Raw genomic sequence first — 17,912 nt, forward strand, 5'->3', positions numbered from 1 at the left:
ACGTCGAGCCGATAGCATCGCGATTCCTCGGCACCGACGGACCCGACGCCGATTGGCGGCCCGCACCATGAACCACCCCGGATGAACCGGCCCGACGAGAGCGCCGCGCCCGCGCTGCGACGGCTGCTCGACCTGCTCGCCTCCGGCTCCGCCACCGAGGACTTCGCCGAGGTGCTGGCCGACGCCCGCCGCCGCGGGGCGCCGGCCGGCGTCCTCGCCGAGATCGACGAAGCCACCTGGCAGGCCCTTCGGGTGCACCGCACGCTGCGCCAACACCGGCGCCGGGAAGCCGAGTTGACGGCACTGTTCGACACCGCCGGGGACCTCGCCGCCTCCCGGGACCTGGACACCGTGCTGCAGGCCATCGTCCGCCGGGCCCGGATGCTGCTCGGCACCGACACCGCGTACCTGACCCTGCCGGACCAGGCCGCCGGCGACACCTACATGCGGGTCACCGACGGCTCGGTCTCCGTCCTGTTCCAGACCCTGCGACTCAGCCTCGGCGACGGCCTGGGCGGGCTGGTCGCCCAGACCGCCCGCCCTTACGCCACCCCCGACTACCGCACCGACGGGCGCTTCCGCCACACCGGCACGATCGACGCGGGCGTGCTGGACGAGGGCCTGGTGGCGATCATCGGCGTACCGCTGCTGCTCGGCGGCAAGGTCATCGGCGTCCTGTTCGCCGCCGACCGCTCGCCGCGCGCCTTCTCCCCCGACGAGGTCGCGCTGCTCTGCACCCTGGCCGCGCACGCCGCGATCGCCCTGGACACCGCCGGAGCACTGGCCGACACCCGGGCCGCGCTGGCCGAACTCAACGCCGCCAACGAGCTGGTCCGGGCCCACTCCGCCGCCGTCCAGCGCGCCGAGCAGGCCCACGACCGGCTGACCGACCTGGTGCTGCGCGGCGCCGAGGTGTCGGACGTGGCCGCCGCCGTCGCCCACCTGCTGGGCGGCGAAACGACCGTCCTGGACGCCGAGGGCGAGCCACTGGCCGGACCGCCCGCCACCGCGGCCGAACTCGCCGACGCGGTGGCCGCCTCCCGGGCCGAGGGCCGGTCCGTACGGCACGACGGGCTCTGGGTGTGCGCGGTGCTGGCCGGGCACGACGTGCTCGGCACCCTGGTGCTGCGCGGCCGGCCCGACCTGGACGACCCCGACCGGCGGCTGTTCGAACGGGCCGGCGTGGTGACCGCGCTGGCCCTGCTGCTGCGCCGCTCGGTCGCGGAGACCGAGAACCGGATCCGCGGCGAACTGCTCACCGACCTGCTCACCGCCCCCGACCGCGACCCGGCCGGGCTCACCGCCCGCGGCCGCCGGCTCGGGGTCGACCTCGCCCGGCCGCACCTAGCGCTGGCCGCCGAACCCGCCGACCGCGACGGCGGCGACCGGGGGCGGCTGGCCGGCGCGGCCCGGCGGTACCTGTTCAGCTCCCGCGGCCTCAGCGCCGAGCACGGCGAGGCGGTCGCGCTGCTGGTGCCCGTCGCCCCGGGCCGCGCCGAGGACCCGGAGGAGACCGCCCGGCGGGCCGCCGAACGGCTGGCCCGGCTGGCGGGCTTCGCCGTCACCGTCGGCGCCGGGCGCCCCGCCGCCGGGCCGGTCGCCCTGGCCGCCTCGTACGCCGAGGGCCTGCGCTGCGTACGGGCCCTGCGGGTGCTCGGCCGCGCCGGGGAGGGCGCCTCGGCCGGTGCGCTCGGCTTCCTCGGGGTGCTGCTTGGCGACGGCCACGACGTGGACGGCTTCGTCGGCGCCACGCTCGGCCCGCTGCTCGCCTACGACGCCCGGCGCGGCACCGAGCTGGTCCGCACCCTGCGCGCCTACTTCGACTGCGGCGGCAGCCTGACCAGGGCCAAGGACGAGCTGCACGTCCACGTGAACACGGTGGTCCAGCGGCTGGACCGGGTCGAGGCACTGCTGGGCGGGGACTGGAACCGGCCGGAGCGGTCGCTGGAGCTGCAACTGGCGCTGCGCCTGCAACTGCTGGCCGGGGGCGGGGCGGGGTCCGGATCGGGACCGGGGTCGGGGGCGGGATCGGGGGCGGGGGCGGCATCGGGATCGGGATCGGGATCGGGATCGGGATCGGGGAAGGCTGACGGAGAGGCGGGACGGGACGGCTGAACGGGTGACGCGGGCGTGGGCGTACAGTGGCGAGGTTGGTCTCGAACGCCTGGCAAGGAGCGGCAGCGGTGAGCGAGAACGTACGTTTCGTCCGAATGGGCATAGGCGAGCACGTCGTCCCGTACGAGGAGGCGTGGGAGGAACAGCAGCGACTGCACGCGCTGCGGGTCGCGGACGAGATCCCCGACACCGTGCTGCTGCTGGAGCACCCGCCCGTCTACACCATGGGCAAGCGCACCAACCCCGCCGACCTGCCGCTGGACGGCACCCCGGTGGTCGAGGTCAACCGGGGCGGCGAGATCACCTGGCACGGCCCCGGCCAGCTGGTCGGCTACCCGATCATCAAGCTGCCCGACCCGATCGACGTGATCGCCTACGTCCGCCGGCTGGAGGAGGCGCTGATCCGCGCCGCCGCCGACTTCGGCGTCGGGACCACCCGGGTCGAGGGCCGCAGCGGGGTCTGGGTGCTCGGCGAGAACCTCCCGGACGCCGTGGTGGACCCGGCCGAGGTGGTCGACATCGGCAAGCTGACCCTGCGGATGGGCCTGCCGCTGGGCATCGACCCGCGGCTGGCCGGGCCCGAGTACGCGCCGTCCAACGCCGGGCAGCGCGGCGGCGACCGCAAGCTCGCCGCGATCGGCGTGCGGGTCGCCCGCGGGGTGACCATGCACGGCTTCGCGCTCAACTGCGATCCGGAGATGACGTACTTCGACAAGATCGTGCCGTGCGGCATCCGGGACGCGGGCGTCGCCTCGCTGGCCGGCGAGCTGGGCCGGGACTTCCCGGTGAGCGAGGCGCTGCCGTCGGTCGAACGGCACCTCAAGGACGTCTTCGCCGAGCTGCCGGAGCCCGCGCTCAGTCGCTCGCTCAGCAGCTGAAGTCTTCCCGGAGCACGCTGGAATCCCGCCAGCCACTGGGAATCTACTGGCCGGTAGCCGTGTTGCCCTGCGATTGCAGGGCGGCAGGCCCGACGAAGGCCGCACAACCACAGGCGTACCCTGGGGGTACCCCGTCTAGTTCTAGGAGTCGCACGTGTCCGCTGTCGCGCCCGACGGCAGGAAGCTGCTCCGCCTGGAGGTCCGCAACAGCGAGACCCCCATCGAGCGGAAGCCCGAGTGGATCAAGACCCGCGCGAAGATGGGGCCGGAGTACAACGCCCTCCAGTCGCTGGTGAAGAAGGAGGGACTGCACACGGTCTGCCAGGAGGCCGGCTGTCCCAACATCTTCGAGTGCTGGGAGGACCGCGAGGCGACCTTCCTCATCGGCGGTGACCAGTGCACCCGCCGCTGCGACTTCTGCCAGATCGACACCGGCAAGCCCGCCGAGTTCGACCGCGACGAGCCCCGCCGGGTCGCCGAGTCCATCGTCACCATGGACCTCAACTACGCCACCATCACCGGCGTCGCCCGCGACGACCTGGAGGACGGCGGCGCCTGGCTGTACGCCGAGACCGTCCGCCAGGTGCACGCGATGACCGCCGAGCGCGCGGCCGGCCGCACCGGCGTCGAGCTGCTCATCCCCGACTTCAACGCGGTGCCCGAGCAGCTGGCCGAGGTCTTCTCCTCGCGCCCCGAGGTGCTCGCCCACAACGTCGAGACCGTGCCGCGCATCTTCAAGCGGATCCGCCCGGCCTTCCGCTACGAGCGCTCCCTGGACGTCATCACCCAGGCCCGCGCCGCCGGACTGGTCACCAAGTCCAACCTGATCCTGGGCATGGGCGAGACCCGCGAGGAGGTCAGCCAGGCGCTGGCCGACCTGGTCGGGGCCGGCTGCGAGCTGATCACCATCACCCAGTACCTGCGGCCCTCGCTGCGCCACCACCCGGTGGAGCGCTGGGTCAAGCCCCAGGAGTTCGTCGAGCTCCAGGAGGAGGCCGAGGAGCTGGGCTTCGCCGGTGTCATGTCGGGCCCGCTGGTGCGCTCCTCGTACCGGGCCGGGCGGCTGTACCGGCAGGCGCTGGAGAAGCGCGAGCAGGCTGCGGTCTGACCTGGCCGTCGGTCCCGGGGGCCGTTCGAGCCGTTCGGGCTGTTCGGGCTGTTCGGGTCCATTGAGCTGTTGAACTGTTGAGCTGTTTGAGCCATTGGAAGGGCGGAGCCGCGGCTCCGCCCTTCCGGGTTTCATCACGCTTTGACCGCCTGGTCACGGGCTGGTAACACGGGGTGGGGACGATGGACGCCTGGTGGGCGTTCGATTCTTCTCAGCCACGAGAGGAGCTGTTCGGCATGCGGATGCGGATCCGGTCGGTGGGGGCGGCGCTGCGGTTCGCCGAGAGCGTCCTGCTGGCCCCCGGCCAGCAGCACGCCCGGCGCAACGCCTGGGCGGCGGTGTGCGAGGACCGGCGGCACGCGGCGGACCGCCGGCACGACGGCCCGGTCGGGACGGTCGGGGCGGTCGGCCCGACGGGGGCGCGCGGCGCGGGACGGTGAGGTCCGCCGTCGCCGTGCGCGACGAGACCGGCCGTCGCTGTGCGCGACGGTGTGCGGGCGGACGGGTCACGGTTCGGGCGAACGGGTACCCGGGCTTGGATATCCCGTACCCGTGCCACGTACCATGAGCGTTATGGCGAGGGAAACATCCGAGAACCCCGGACGGCTGAAGCAGATCCGTCTGGCGTACACCATGACCAAGAAGGTCGACACCAAGATCGGCCTGATCATCGCCGGCGTCGGCCTGCTGACCTTCGGCGTGTTCCTCGCCATCGGCTTCGCGATCGACCACCCCATCTATCTGGGCATCCTGGGCTTCATCGTGGCCGTCCTGGCCATGGCGATCGTCTTCGGGCGCCGGGCCGAACGCGCCGCGTTCGGGCAGATGGAGGGGCAGCCGGGCGCCGTAGCTGCGGTGCTGAACAACATCCGGCGCGGCTGGAGTTCCAACTCCACCCCGGTCGCGGTCACCCGCAACCAGGACGCGGTCTACCGCGCCGTCGGCCGGGCCGGTATCGCGCTGATCGGCGAGGGCAACCCCAACCGGGTGCGCCAGCTGCTGGCCTCCGAGAAGAAGAAGATGGCCCGCGTGGTCGGTGACATCCCGGTGCACGACATCGTGGTGGGCACCGGCGAGGGCGAGGTCCCGCTCAAGAAGCTGCAGATCCACCTGATGCGCCTGCCCCGTGCGATCACCGCCGCCCAGGTCACCGAGACCAACGACCGGCTGCGCGCGCTGGGCGACCTGCTGTCCAAGGCGCCGATCCCCAAGGGCCCGATGCCCAAGGGTGCCCGGATGCCCAAGGGCGGCCAGGTCCGCTGACCCTCCCCCTCCGCTGACAACACTGAACGGCCCCGCCCCGGAAGCTCCGGGGCGGGGCCGTTCGACGTTTTCGGGTTCCTGGGCTCGGGCTGGCTCCCGGTGTGCGCCGTTGGGGCCGGGCTCCGCTAGATCCGGACCTCGACCGTACCGACGGCCTTGTCGTGCAGGCCCCGGGTGTCGCGGTCCCAGACCAGCGGCGGCACCACCAGGCACAGCAGCACGGTGCGCAGCAGGACCTGCGGGATGGTGGCGCGACGCCCGTCCAGGCGGATCACCCGGAGGCCGAACAGCCGCTTTCCGAGGGTCGTGCCGGTGGTGGAGAGCAGCAGGACCGCGACCAGGAAGAAGAGCGGGAGGGTCCACAGGTTGGCCTCGGCCGTGTCGCCCTTGGCCAGCAGACCGAAGGCGATCAGCGAGACCAGCCAGCCGTCCACGAACAGGGCACCGATCCGTCGGCCGGGGCCGGCGATCGAGCCGGGGCCCTCCTTGGGCAGTCCGAGGCGCTCGCCGCGGTAGCCGAAGTCGGCACCCATCTTCTCGGCGGCCGCCTTGGGGCCGTCGATCCACGATCCCAACGCTTCTCTGGTGTCCACGAATCCACACTAACCGGGCTCACGCCGCGGACCGGCACCGGCTCCCCTCCCGGCGGGGCGCGGCTCCGGGCCCGGGACCGCCCTCGGGACCGCCCTCGGACCGGGCAGGGACCGGGCAGGGACCGGGCAGGGACCGGGCAGGGACCGGGCAGGGACCGGGTTAGGACCGGGCCGGGACCGGGTTGGCTCCACGACCGGGTGAATCCCGCTCACCAGGCTTACCTGTGGTCCAGACCATTTCTCGGAGGACCCCCAGCTCCACGGGGCGATTTGCCCCGTCCCGTAGGCCTTTGCCGCCCATTCGGCGGTCGCGGTTAACATCTAGGAAACGAGCGGGTCACCGGCTGGAAACGACCCATTCCTAGGGTGAGCCCCAATTCGCGAGCCGAGGAGGATGGATGTTCAACAACGCCGCCGAAGTGAAGCAGTTCATCCAGGACAACGACGTGAAATTCGTCGATGTCCGCTTCTGTGATCTGCCGGGCGTCATGCAGCACTTCTCCGTACCCGCGGCGACCTTCGATCCGTCCGAGACCCTGATGTTCGACGGTTCGTCGATCCGCGGCTTCCAGGCCATCCACGAGTCCGACATGGCCCTGGTCCCGGACCTCGCCACCGCACGCCTCGACCCCTTCCGGGCCGAGAAGCACCTCAACATCAACTTCTTCATCCAGGACCCGGTCACCGGCGAGGCCTACAGCCGCGACCCGCGCAACGTCGCCAAGAAGGCCGAGGCCTACCTCGCCTCCTCCGGCATCGCCGACACCGCGTTCTTCGGGCCCGAGGCCGAGTTCTACGTCTTCGACTCGGTGCGCTTCGACACCAGCGCCAACGCGTCCTTCTACCACATCGACTCGGAGGCCGGCGCCTGGAACACCGGCGCCGCCGAGGGCGACGTGCGCGGCTACAAGGTCAAGTACAAGGGCGGCTACTTCCCCACCCCGCCGGTCGACCACTTCGCCGACCTGCGCGCCGAGATGTCCCTGGAGTTGGCCAAGTCCGGCCTGCAGGTCGAGCGCCAGCACCACGAGGTCGGCACCGCCGGCCAGGCGGAGATCAACTACAAGTTCAACACCCTGCTGCACGCGGCCGACGACCTGATGCTGTTCAAGTACATCATCAAGAACGTCGCCTGGCGGAACGGCAAGACGGCCACCTTCATGCCGAAGCCGATCTTCGGCGACAACGGCTCGGGCATGCACGTCCACCAGTCGCTGTGGACCGACGGCTCCCCGCTCTTCTACGACGAGCAGGGCTACGCCGGGCTCTCCGACACCGCCCGCTACTACATCGGCGGCCTGCTCCGGCACGCCCCCTCGCTGCTGGCCTTCACCAACCCGTCGGTGAACTCCTACCACCGCCTGGTCCCCGGCTTCGAGGCGCCCGTCAACCTGGTCTACTCCCAGCGCAACCGCTCGGCCGCGATCCGCATCCCGATCACCGGCTCCAACGCCAAGGCCAAGCGCATCGAGTTCCGCGCCCCGGACCCGTCCTCCAACCCGTACCTGGCCTTCTCCGCCATGCTGATGGCCGGCCTCGACGGCATCCGCAACAAGATCGAGCCGCTGGAGCCGGTCGACAAGGACCTCTACGAGCTCGCCCCCGAGGAGCACGCCAACGTCCCCCAGGTGCCCTCCTCCCTCCCCGCCGTCCTGGAGGCCCTCGAGGCCGACCACGAGTACCTCCTGGCCGGCAACGTCTTCACCCCGGACCTGATCGAGACCTGGATCGACTTCAAGCGCACCAACGAGATCGCCCCGATCGCCCTCCGGCCCCACCCGCACGAGTTCGAGCTGTACTACGACCTCTAAACAGGTCCCCACGGGCCACCATCGGGGTCGTCACGTTCCTCACGGAGCGTGGCGGCCCCTCTCCCTTGCACCGGGCAGGGCCGGAATGAGGATGCCTCGATCGATACGATCGGGACATGCCACACGAGGCCCACCGAGTCGAGTCCGCCACTCCTCCGCACTCTTGTGTCGGATCCTTTCAAACTGACACAATGGAAGGTTTTCAGGCAGCGGGCAGCGGGCAGCGGGCAGCGGGCAGCGGGCAGCGGGCAGCGGGCAGCGGGCAGCGGGCAGCGGGCAGCGGGCAGCGGGCAGCGGGCAGCGGGCGGTCCTGGTCCCGGTGCGGTCCGCGGGGGCGCTCCACCGGCTCCTGGACGTGCTGCCGGTGTTCCTCGGGGATCCGCGCATCAGCATCCGCTTCACGCTCGCCCCGGGTTCCGACTTCGGGGTCGAGGCCCTCGCCGCACTCGACCGGTCCGGTGCCCGGACCGTGCCGTGGGAGGAAGCCCTCCGCACCGACCACGACCTGGTGCTGGCCGCGAGCCCCAAGGGTGAGCTGCGCAAACTCGCCGGCCCCCGGGTCCTGCTCCCGCACGGGGCCGGTTTCAACAAGGCCGTCCGCAACGACGGTTCACCGGGCGTGCCGTCGGGCATGGATCCCGCCTACCTGCTGCCGGGCGGCACCCCCTGGGCCGACCTGCACGCCCTCGCCCACGACGACCAGGTCGCCCTGCTGACCCAGCACTGCCCTCCCCTGGCGGCCCGGGCCAGCGTGGTCGGGGATCCCACCCTCGACCGGCTCCTGGCCTCCACCGGCCACCGCGCGCACTACCGCGACGCCCTGGGGACGGGACCGCGACAGCTGGTCGTGCTCACCTCCACCTGGGGGCCGGAATCCCTCCTGTCCCAACGCCCCGGCCTGCCCGGCGAACTCGTCGCCCTGCTGCCCCAGGACGCCTTCCAGGTCGCCCTGGTCCTGCATCCGAACGAGTACAGCCGGACCGGCGCGTTCGACCTGTCCCGCCGGCTGGCCCCGGCCCTGGCCGCGGGGCTGGTGCTGTCCCGGCCGTACGAGGAGTGGGCCGCGCTCCTGGTCGCGGCGGACACCGTCGTCACTGATCACGGATCAACCGCCCTGTACGCGGCCGCACTCGGACGTCCGGTCGTGAACGCGTACGACGGCGGCGAGGAGTTGCTCCCCGGGAGCCCCATGGCGCGACTGCTCGCCCTGGCTCCCCGGCTCGCCGAGGCTCGGCAACTGGAGGAGCTCCTTCCGGAGGCCGCCGGGACGGACCCGCGTCCCGTCGCCGAGGCCGCCTTCGCGCGGCAGGGCGAGGCCCTGCCGCGACTGCAGCGAAGCCTCTACCGGATGCTCGGCCTGGACCCCGTCGCCGCGGCTCCGGAAGCCCGGGCCTTCCCCGCCCCGGACGATGTGAACCACCGTCCGGCGGCCCACGCCGTCCGAACGGAGCTGGACGGCCTCCGGATCAGCGTGGAGCGCTTCCCCCCGCAGACCCCGCGCACGGTGCACCACCTCGCGGCCGAGCATCCGAAGGCCGGGCCGCGAGCGGTGCAGAGCGCGGCCGTGCTGTGGCGGTGGGCCCGGACGGCCACCGCGGCGGGCCCGGCCGAGCCGCGACGGGCCTCCACCACCTGGACGGCGGCCGGCTGGACGGCCGACGTCCTGGAGGAGGCGCCGCTCTGCCGTACGGCCGCCGCGGTCCTGTCCGCCGAGCGGTGCCTCCTCAGGCACCGCGCGCACGGGCTCTTCAGCATCCGGGTGGAGCCGCACCGGGCCGGGGGCCGGATGTCACGCATCGATCCGGTGGCGGCGGTCTCGGCGGTACACGCCTGGCTCAGTGCCGCAACGCCCGCCGCCGTCGCGTCCGCCGTCCCGGTCGTCCTCACCTGCGGAGCGGGGCCGCTCACCGTACGCGTCCAGGTGTGCCCTCCCGCCCCCGAGGACCTCGACCACGAACTCTGATAACCCGACCGGCCCTCAGCCGCCGTCCCGGAGCTGCCGGGCGGCAGCCCGGTGCTGCTCGGCCTCGGCGAGGTCGCCCCGAGCCTCCGCGAGGGCCGCCAGTTCCTCCAGCACCCGGACCTCGTCGGTACCCGAGCGCCGCTCGCGGGCCCCGTCCAAGGCGGCCCGGACCAAGGCCTCCGCCTCCTCAGTGCGCCCCGACAGCCGCAACGCCCGCCCGAGTTCGAAGCCCGACCGCGAAGTCATCCGGCCGCGTTCCTGGTCCCGCGCCATGCGATGGCTCTGCTCCAGCAACCGGACCGCGCCGTCGAGGTCCCCAGCCGCCAGGGCGGTCCGGCCGAGCAGGTAGGTCTGCAGGAGCACCCCGTACTTGTTCTTGATCTCCGCGTGCACGGCCCGGGACGCCTCGAAGTCGGCGGCGGCCCCGCTCAGGTCACCGTTCGAGGACTTGAGCAGACCGCTGAACTCCACGACCGACGCCTGCAGTCTGCGCTCCTCCGTCCGGTCGGGAAGCACTCCGTCCAACAGCAGCGAGGCCTGCCGCGCGTGATCGACGAGCCGGGCTGCCTCCTCGTGGCACCCCTGCTCCCACAGCGGTCGGGCCAGCTGGCACCGCATCCGGACCATGGCCGGAAGGTACTCGGCCTGATCCGCGGCGGCGACCCCGAGCCGGAAGGCGTCGATCACGTCCGCGTAGTGCGGATGATCGAGGAAGTGGGTCCACAGCGGTTCGCAGAGTGCCCAGGCGTCCTCGTGGAGTCCGTCCTCGACCGCAGTCCGCACGCACCCGAACAGGGCGAGCCGCGCCGACTCCAGCCACCGGTAGGCCGCCGCCGCGTCCGGGAAGTCGACGTCGGCCACCTCCGGGCCGACCGGGTCCACCGGCGGCGCGAAGGTCATCCGCCGGCCGGCCGCCGTGAGGTCCGCGCGGGCCGCCTGCCTCCGGTACCACCTGACGACGGACGACCGGGCGGCCGCCCCGGCCGTACCGTCCGGATCGCTCTGCCGGGCCCGGCGTTCGGCGTGGCCGCGCAGGAGGTCGTGCATGCGGTAGCCGTCCAGCCGGTACTCCAGCAGGCCGGCGGCCTCCAGTTCCTCCAGCGCGTCGGCGGCCCGGCCGGGGGCCACGCCGAGCAGGGCGGCCGCCGGCAACTCCCCGAGGGCGGGCCCGGGATGCTGCGGCAGCAGCCGGTAGAGCCGCGCGGCGGCCGGCGCCAGCCCTTCGTACGCGGCGTCCCAGACGGCCTCGACCATGGGAATCCCCTTCCCGTGCAGCTCGGCGGTCAGCTCCTCGACCAGCCGGGACAGGCTCCGTCGGCGGTACTTGCGCACCCACTGTCCGGCCACCTGCAACGCAGCGGGAAGGCCTCCGCAGCCCCGGGCCAGTTCCGCGGCGGCCTCCGGCTCGGCCTGCAGCCGCGGGTCCTCCACGATGTTCCCGAGCAGGCGGACCGCGTCGTCCAGGGACAACGGGCCGACGGCCACCTCCACCGCGGCCGTCCCGTCGAGGTCGTACAGCGGCGAATGGCTCGCGAGGATCACCAGGCTCCGGCCCGAGGCCGGCAGGAACGCCCGGACCTCGCTGCCGAACCGCGCGTTGTCGACGAGGACGACGAGCCGTTTGTCCCGGGTCCGCGACCAGTACTGCTTCGAACGTCCGGCGGCGCTGCGCTCCAGCCGCTCGGGCGGAACCCCCAGCGCCGTCAGCATGCCGCCGACGGCGTCCGCGACATCCACCACGCCCTCCCGGCGCAGGTCGTCGAGATCGACGTGCAGCACCCCGTCCGGGAAGCGGTCGGCGAACCGGCGCGCCAGCTGGTATCCGAGGGCCGTCTTGCCGATCCCACCGATCCCGGTCAGCGCCACGAGCAGCGGACCGGCGTCCTCGGTGTGCTCCGCCACGGCCCGGACGACGCGGTCCTGCTCGGCCAGCCGGTTCTCGAACGGCCCGGTCACCGGCGGCAGTTGGAACGGCACCGAGCTCTCGGGGCCGCCACCCTGCTGATGGAAGTGCAACTCCCCGATGCTCCTGGCCTGGACGACAGTCTCCGCCCGCCCGTCCACGCTGTTGCGCGTCTCCTCAGACATGGGACCAACACTAGGGCCCGCAGGGAAGGATGACGCCGCGGTGGAGGCGGCGGCGCGGGTTCGTCTCAGCGGCGCGCCACGTAGTAGACGTTGAGGATGTCGCCCTCGACCCGCTGGGTGTCGACCTGGCCGAAGCCGGCCTCGGCGAGCATCCGCAGAGCGGTCTGCTCGCCCCAGACGGTGCCCAGGGCCTCGCCGCCCTCGCTGAGCGAGACGCTCATGCAGTAGAAGGTCGAGAAGGTGTAGAGCGCGGGTCCGAGCGGGTGGTCGAGGTTCTCCTCCAGCCGGCTGGAGGCGGAGATGTCGCCCATCAGGAAGACGCCGTCGTCCTTCAGGGCGCCGGCGACGGCCGCGAGGGTGCGGGTGGGCCGGGCCAGGTCGTGGATGACGTCGAAGGCGGTGATCAGGTCGTAGGAGCCGGTCAGTTCGGCGCAGTCGCCGACCTGGAAGTCGGTGTTGGTCAGGCCGAGTTCGGCGGCTTCGGCGCGGGCGGCCGCGATGCCCTCCTCGGACAGGTCGAGCCCGTGGAAGCGGCTGGCGGGGAAGGCTCGGGCCAGGACGTTGACGGCGTGGCCCTGGCCGGTGCCGATGTCCAGCGCGTCGATGCCGGACCGCAGCCGCTCGGTGAGGCCGGGGACCAGCGCGACGATGCCGTCCACCAGGGCCAGGTCGTACACCTCCCTGGACTCCTCCGCCTGCAGGGCCTGGAAGCGCGGGTACGCCGAGTACGGCACCCCGGCCCCGGTGCGGAAGGCTTCCAGCACCCGCTGCTCGACCTCCCCGCACATGCCGACGTCCTGGGCGATCCGCGCCAGGTTGTCCGGCCCGGCCGCTCTGGTGAGCGCCGCGGCGTGCTCGGCCGGCAGGTGGTAGGTGGCCTGCTCGGGCTGGTAGTCGACGAAGCCGCCGACCACCATCGCGCCCAGCCACTCGCGGACGTAGCGCTCGTCCAGCCCGGCGGCCCGGGCGATCTCGGCGCTGGTGGCCGGCGCCATGGTGGACATCGTGTCGAACAGCCCGCTCTCGTGGCCCAGACCGGTCATCAGGCACAGGCAGGCGTCGTTCAGCACCTGGACCATGCGGCCGCCGAACTCCTCCTGCTTCACCGCGTCCAGTTCTGCGACGGACATCGCTCCTCCTCTCGCCATCGGGCCGCGGCGAAGGGGACGAGACGTGCGGCCGACCACACTCGTGGCGACGGCTCGATGAGACGGCGACGGAATCTCTTCTCCTCTGCCCACGCTACGCCGCCCAGCGCGACTCGTCGCCGCGGCTCGGGGCGGCCCGACGGGCGCGCGGCTGCCCGACGGGCGCGCGGCTGCCGGACGGGCGCGCGGCTGCCGGACGATTCCCGCAGGTAGCCACGTGGCAGCGGTGTGTCAACGGGCGCCGCGGGCTCGTCGGCCTCGGCGCGGGCGGGTCCGGTGGTCAGGCCGCGGCGCGGAAGACGTACGCCGTCATCGGGGCGGTGACCGGCCCCGGGCCCAGACGGGCCGTCATCTCCTCGATGACGGTGGCCCGGACGGCCGTGCCGTCGCCGCGCTCCTCGACGGCCGCGCGCACCGGCGTCCCGGTGAGGTACCCGGTGGCGAGGTCCGCGGTCGACTCGGCCCGGCCCTGGAGCGTCAGCTCCTGCTCGTCCTCGACGGTGAACCCGGCGGCCACCAGATCGGCGGCCACGACGGCGGGGTCGGCGTAGCCGTGCGGAACCGTCGGGAAGAACCGCGGCGGGTCGTGGGGGAAGGCCCGCTCCAGCCCGGCCTGCAGCGCGGCTTGGAAGGCGTGCGTCCCGAGCGGGCCCCAGGTGTTGAACAGGAACCTGCCGCCCGGGGCCAGCACCCTGCGGGCCTCGGTGTAGGCCTCGACGCGGTCGGGGAAGAACATCACGCCGAACTGGCAGACCACCAGGTCGAAGCCGCCGTCCGGGAACGGCAGCCGCTGCGCGTCGGCCTGCCGCCACACCGCGCCCGGGGCCCGGGTCGACCCGAGCGCGACCATGGCCTCGTTCAGGTCGGTGGCCGTCACCTCGGCCGAGGGCGCCGCTGCGAGCAGGCCTGATGTCAACACGCCTGTGCCCGCGGCCAGTTCGAGGACTCTGCCCGGGTGGAGTGCCGCGGCCCGCGCGGCGAGGTCCTCGGCGAAGGGCCGGAAGACCACGGGCACCAGATACTTTTCGTAGGCCGCCGGCATGGACTCTGACCACCGCCGGTCGGCATCGATTTCTGTCACCCCGTGACGGTATCGCCACGTCGGGTGACCACCTCGGTGCCCCGCCCAGGCACCCCCGAACGACACCAGGACGCCGGGCGGGGGCGGGGGTGCCGGATCACGCTCCGGGCGGCGGTGATCGCGTGCGCGCGCCGCGGGACCGCCCCGGGCAGGTCCCCGGGGGAATCGCTACGGCCACTCAGGGCCGGGGGTGGGCGGCGTGCCAGGCGGCGACGGCGTCGTGGACGGCCCGGTCGGTGAGCGGTTCGTGGTGGCCCCAGTACGGCCTGGCGCGGTTCACCTTGCGGGCCAGCCGGGTGCAGAACGCATGCCGGCGGGCCCGGTCGTCCCAGTCGTCGGTCATCTCCCCGGTGTAGCGGACGGCGTCCACGACCGCCGACTTGATCCGCTCGTGGGCCAGGTAGCGGGGCAGGTCCTGCTGCCAGCCCGGGGCGCTCCGGCCGAAGTGCTCGGCCCAGCCCTCGACGACCTCCTTCTCCTCCTCCGGCAGGTAGGCCATCTTGTGGAGGTGGACGGCGAGCTCGTAGAGCGGGTCACCCCACAGGGCGAGCTCCCAGTCGAGGAAGACGGTCTGCCCGGAGCGCAGGAGCAGGTTCTTGCGGTGCAGGTCGGCGTGGACCAGGCCGAAGCAGCGGGGGCGCAGGCCGGCCCAGCCGTCCAGCGCCGGGCGCAGCGGGTCCGCCGGGAAGCCGAGCGCGGCGAACAGGTCGGCGTACTCGGCGGTGTACCGGTCGTGCACGCCTCGGGTCACGTCGGACAGCCGCCGGGCGAAGCCGGGGGTGTCCCCGCCCTGGGGCCAGTCGGCCGGGAGCCGCGGCAGGTCGTCCAGGGGCACCCGGGCGGCTTCCGCGAAGAAGCGCACGACGTCGGTGAGCACGTGCCGCGGTACGGGCGTGCCCCGCGGGGCGGTGTCCTCCAGCAGCTGCCCCTCGACGAACTCGTGGATCTGGAACCGCGGTTCGGCACTGGTGTGCACCACCTGCGGGACGTTGCGCACGTACCGGCCGGCGGCGGCCAGGACGGCGTCCTCGGGCCAGACGGCGAGGTCCATCGTGGCGGCGCCCGGGATCGGGATGCGGACCAGGACCGGCGCGCCGTCGACCGTGTCGACCCGCAGATTGTGGTTGTAGTACCCGGAGGCGCCGTCGGTGGCCCGAAGTGCCGTGCGGTACAGGGTGATCGGATCGTTGCTCACGGGGTGCCCTCCACGAGTGCGAAGATGACGCGTGCCATGCGGTCCTCGACCGCGGCCAGCGAGTCGATGGGCTGGATCGCGGCGCGCGCCCGGGAGCGGGCGCGCTCGATCGCGTCGTCCGCCGTACCCAGCCGTTCCGTCAGCAGGCAGGCCGCGAGCACCAGGGTCGGATAGACCTCGGCGGTCTCCAACTCGGCGATCGCCCAGCGGGCCGAGCGGTCGGCGGCCGCGCCGTCGCCGCATCGGGCGTGCAGGTAGGCGCGGAACAGTTCCGCGCGCGCCCGCCCCGAACGGTAGTGGGCCCGCTCCAGGTGGTGGCAGGCCGTCTGCAGTGCGGCCGCTGCCTCCTCCGTGCGCCCGAGGTTGAGCAGGGCACCCGCCAGCGCGGTGTAGGCCTTGCCCAGCTCGTGCAGGGCGCCCATCCCCTGCTGCACCTCGATCGCCGCGGAGGCCTCCCGCACCCCGGCCCCGGGATCGGTGAGCGCCAGCAGCTCGGCGCGGTTGACCAGGATGTTGGCCGAGCCGACGAGGGAGCCGGCCCGCTGGTACTCGCGCTCGGCCTCGTGGAGGTGGCGGAGGGAGGCGTCCCAGTCGAAGGCGAACCGGTGGGCGAGGTGGCGGAGCCTGGCGACGTCGCCCCGCAGCTCCGCCGCGTCGTCCGGAGCATCGGCCTGGATGCGCGCAGCCAGCGAGTCGGCGTCCAGGAAGCGCCCCTGGCACATGTGCAGGTCGGCGGCCCACAGTCCGGCCGTCAGCCGCGTCGCGCCGTCGTGCTCGTCCCAGACCCGGCCGTACAGGCTCAGCGCCTCGGCCGTGCGCCCCGCGATCCGGCGCCCGTTGGCCGCCGCCACCGCCAGGCGGGCGCCGACGGTCGTGGCGAGGGGCCACGTCGCCTCGGGCGTCAGGTGGTTGGCCGTACTAGCGTCCCCCATCAGGACCGCGGCCTCGGTCTCCAGGCAGAGCGCCGTCTCGGACAGTTCGGGGTCGGCGGCCGGGCCGGCGGCCAGGTGGCTGCGCAGGTCCCGCAGGATGCCCTCCACCGTGGGCCGCCCACCGTGCCGCAGTGCGCGATCGGCGTGGTCCAGCACGTCCGGCCCGCTGAGCCGCTGCGCCCGCAGCCCGTGGTAGACGGCCTCCTGGAGCGCCCGGACGTTGCGTCGGGCGGCCTCCGGCCCGCCGACGGCCGTCTCCCCCTCGGTCCGCTGTGCCGGGACCGCGGCGACGCCCCTGGCGCCGTGGCGCTCCCAGTAGCCGAACAGGACGGTGTGGATCTCCCGTTGGGCCGCCGGGGAGAGGCGACCGCGCAGGGCCGCCAGCATCAGCTGGTGCAGACGGTGGAAGCCGTCCTCGGCGCGGTGGACGAACGAGTAGGAGGTCAGCGCCTCCCACACCAGGCGGTTGCCCGGCAGGTCGAAACTCCGGGCCAGGTGCCGGAACAACGGGTAGTCGAACTGCCGGGCAGCGGAGAGCACTTCGAGCAGTCGGATCTCGTCCGCGGCCACGTGCGCCAGGAAGCGCTGGAGGATCTCCTCGGCCGACACGGCGGTCCGGGCCGCCCGCCCGGCGGCCGCGGCGGGCTGCTGGGTGCGGGTGTCGATCGCCAGGTGGAGGTAGAAGGGGAGCCCCACGCTCGCCTCCGCGATGGCACTCCGCTCGGCGCCCTCGCCGATGCCCGAGTGCTCCAGCAGCTCCAGCCGGGCCTCCATCGGCAGGCCCGCGATCCGGTGCGACCGGATGATCTGCGCCCAGGCCGGGTCGTAGGCGTTCCACCCGAGCGGCTCCCTGCTCGCCACCACGACCAGGCCGCGGTCGAGTTGGGCGATGAGGTCGCGCAGCCACGCGTCGGCGGACGCCACCCGCCCCGAGCGCACGGGGGTGGGGACGAGGGCCTCGAAGGCGTCCACGAAGACCACGTACGGCCTCGCCCGGCTGCCGTCCCGGAGCTCCTCCGCGAACAGGAAGGTCACGGCGTCGACCAGGTCCGCGTTGGACAGGCCGTCCAGGTGCTGCAGGGTCTCGTCCTGACGGATCGTCCGGCGCCGCCGACCGCTGCGCACCGCGAGCTGGGTGAGCTTCACCAGGCCGACCGCGCTGCCGAAGACGGGCAGACCGGTCAGCTCGTCCACCACCTGGGTCAGGACCTCGCTCGCGTCGACGAACGGGAGGTCCTTGCGGTTGATCCGCAGATGCGGGTGGAGTCGCTGCCACAGCACCGCGTACGCGATGTCGAACCGGTCGAACTGCACGCCCTGGGAACCCAGTTCGACCCGCAGCGCGGCGAGCGCGTCCTCCTGCTGGCGCATCACCGGGTTCTGCAGGTCCAGCAGGGCCGTACGGTGGCCGTCGGCGCACTGCGTCCGGAACTCGCGCAGCAGCCGCGACTTCCCGATGCCCCCGACCCCGGTCAGGTTCAGCACCCGGGGTTCCGGGTCCGCGTGGTCCGACTCCGTCCACTCCAGCTCCGACCGGAACGCCTCGAGTGCCGCCAGCCGGTCCACGAAGCGTCGTTGCTGCGCCACCGCACGCCGGAACCGCGGTTGAATGCCCACCCCTACCCCCGTCCACCCGTCCGGTGCCCGTACGCGGAGAAGCAGAACGTGCCGACCGGCACCCTCCGTCCTGTTGTACCAGCTCCCGACGCCCGGTTTGCCCCGATGGAGCGATGCGGT

At 73.1% G+C, this 17,912-nt stretch carries 13 protein-coding genes; 7 read left to right on the forward strand and 6 right to left on the reverse strand.

Annotated elements, in window-relative coordinates; translation table 11 throughout:
- Nucleotides 1–81 precede the first annotated feature (81 nt).
- The 5 genes from ACZ4W5_RS21455 to ACZ4W5_RS21475 all read left to right on the forward strand — a co-directional run bounded on the left by ACZ4W5_RS21455 (nucleotide 82) and on the right by ACZ4W5_RS21475 (nucleotide 5,364).
- Nucleotides 82–2,115, forward strand: a complete 2,034-nt coding sequence (locus tag ACZ4W5_RS21455; protein WP_465656220.1) for a helix-turn-helix domain-containing protein — start codon at nucleotides 82–84, stop codon at nucleotides 2,113–2,115.
- 95 nt (nucleotides 2,116–2,210) lie between these two features.
- Nucleotides 2,211–2,993 carry a lipoyl(octanoyl) transferase LipB gene (gene lipB / locus ACZ4W5_RS21460; RefSeq protein ID WP_465656254.1) on the forward strand — a complete coding sequence of 261 codons (783 nt, stop codon included), beginning with the start codon at nucleotides 2,211–2,213 and terminating at the stop codon, nucleotides 2,991–2,993.
- A gap of 154 nt (nucleotides 2,994–3,147) precedes the next feature.
- The gene (lipA, locus tag ACZ4W5_RS21465; RefSeq protein WP_350504590.1) at nucleotides 3,148–4,101 is read left to right on the forward strand and encodes a lipoyl synthase; all 954 of its coding nucleotides are present in this window, start codon (nucleotides 3,148–3,150) and stop codon (nucleotides 4,099–4,101) included.
- 182 nt (nucleotides 4,102–4,283) lie between these two features.
- On the forward strand, nucleotides 4,284–4,541 hold the full coding sequence (locus ACZ4W5_RS21470) for a hypothetical protein (RefSeq protein ID WP_465656221.1): 258 nt from the start codon (nucleotides 4,284–4,286) through the stop codon (nucleotides 4,539–4,541).
- A gap of 133 nt (nucleotides 4,542–4,674) precedes the next feature.
- A complete protein-coding gene (locus ACZ4W5_RS21475; protein ID WP_360228010.1) occupies nucleotides 4,675–5,364 on the forward strand; it encodes a DUF4191 domain-containing protein in 690 nt (229 codons plus the stop codon).
- Nucleotides 5,365–5,489: 125 nt separating this feature from the next.
- Here ACZ4W5_RS21475 and ACZ4W5_RS21480 read toward each other — a convergent pair whose 3' ends face one another.
- The gene (locus ACZ4W5_RS21480) at nucleotides 5,490–5,957 is read right to left on the reverse strand and encodes an RDD family protein (protein WP_360228012.1); all 468 of its coding nucleotides are present in this window, start codon (nucleotides 5,955–5,957) and stop codon (nucleotides 5,490–5,492) included.
- 398 nt (nucleotides 5,958–6,355) lie between these two features.
- On the opposite strand from ACZ4W5_RS21480, the gene glnA reads away from it, so the two are divergent.
- Nucleotides 6,356–7,768, forward strand: coding sequence for a type I glutamate--ammonia ligase (gene glnA, locus ACZ4W5_RS21485; protein ID WP_360228015.1), 1,413 nt, complete (start codon nucleotides 6,356–6,358; stop codon nucleotides 7,766–7,768).
- 319 nt (nucleotides 7,769–8,087) lie between these two features.
- Nucleotides 8,088–9,731: a translation initiation factor 2 gene (locus ACZ4W5_RS21490; RefSeq protein WP_360228018.1), complete on the forward strand. Its 1,644-nt coding sequence runs from the start codon at nucleotides 8,088–8,090 to the stop codon at nucleotides 9,729–9,731.
- A gap of 15 nt (nucleotides 9,732–9,746) precedes the next feature.
- On the opposite strand, the gene ACZ4W5_RS21495 is transcribed toward ACZ4W5_RS21490, so the two are convergent.
- From ACZ4W5_RS21495 to ACZ4W5_RS21515, 5 genes are all read right to left on the reverse strand, one after another.
- Nucleotides 9,747–11,819 (reverse strand): hypothetical protein, encoded by a 2,073-nt coding sequence (locus ACZ4W5_RS21495; RefSeq protein WP_465656224.1) that lies wholly within the window; start codon nucleotides 11,817–11,819, stop codon nucleotides 9,747–9,749.
- Between the two features lie 65 nt (nucleotides 11,820–11,884).
- Nucleotides 11,885–12,949: a class I SAM-dependent methyltransferase gene (locus ACZ4W5_RS21500; protein WP_360228024.1), complete on the reverse strand. Its 1,065-nt coding sequence runs from the start codon at nucleotides 12,947–12,949 to the stop codon at nucleotides 11,885–11,887.
- A 298-nt stretch (nucleotides 12,950–13,247) separates the two neighbouring features.
- Nucleotides 13,248–14,009: a class I SAM-dependent methyltransferase gene (locus ACZ4W5_RS21505; RefSeq protein WP_465656255.1), complete on the reverse strand. Its 762-nt coding sequence runs from the start codon at nucleotides 14,007–14,009 to the stop codon at nucleotides 13,248–13,250.
- A 217-nt stretch (nucleotides 14,010–14,226) separates the two neighbouring features.
- Nucleotides 14,227–15,243, reverse strand: a complete 1,017-nt coding sequence (locus tag ACZ4W5_RS21510) for a phosphotransferase family protein (protein ID WP_360228027.1) — start codon at nucleotides 15,241–15,243, stop codon at nucleotides 14,227–14,229.
- The gene (locus ACZ4W5_RS21515; protein ID WP_465656227.1) at nucleotides 15,240–17,762 is read right to left on the reverse strand and encodes a hypothetical protein; all 2,523 of its coding nucleotides are present in this window, start codon (nucleotides 17,760–17,762) and stop codon (nucleotides 15,240–15,242) included. Before ACZ4W5_RS21515 ends, ACZ4W5_RS21510 begins: the two co-directional genes overlap by 4 nt.
- Nucleotides 17,763–17,912: the final 150 nt, after the last annotated feature.

Source organism: Kitasatospora sp. NPDC029367, assembly GCF_055569135.1.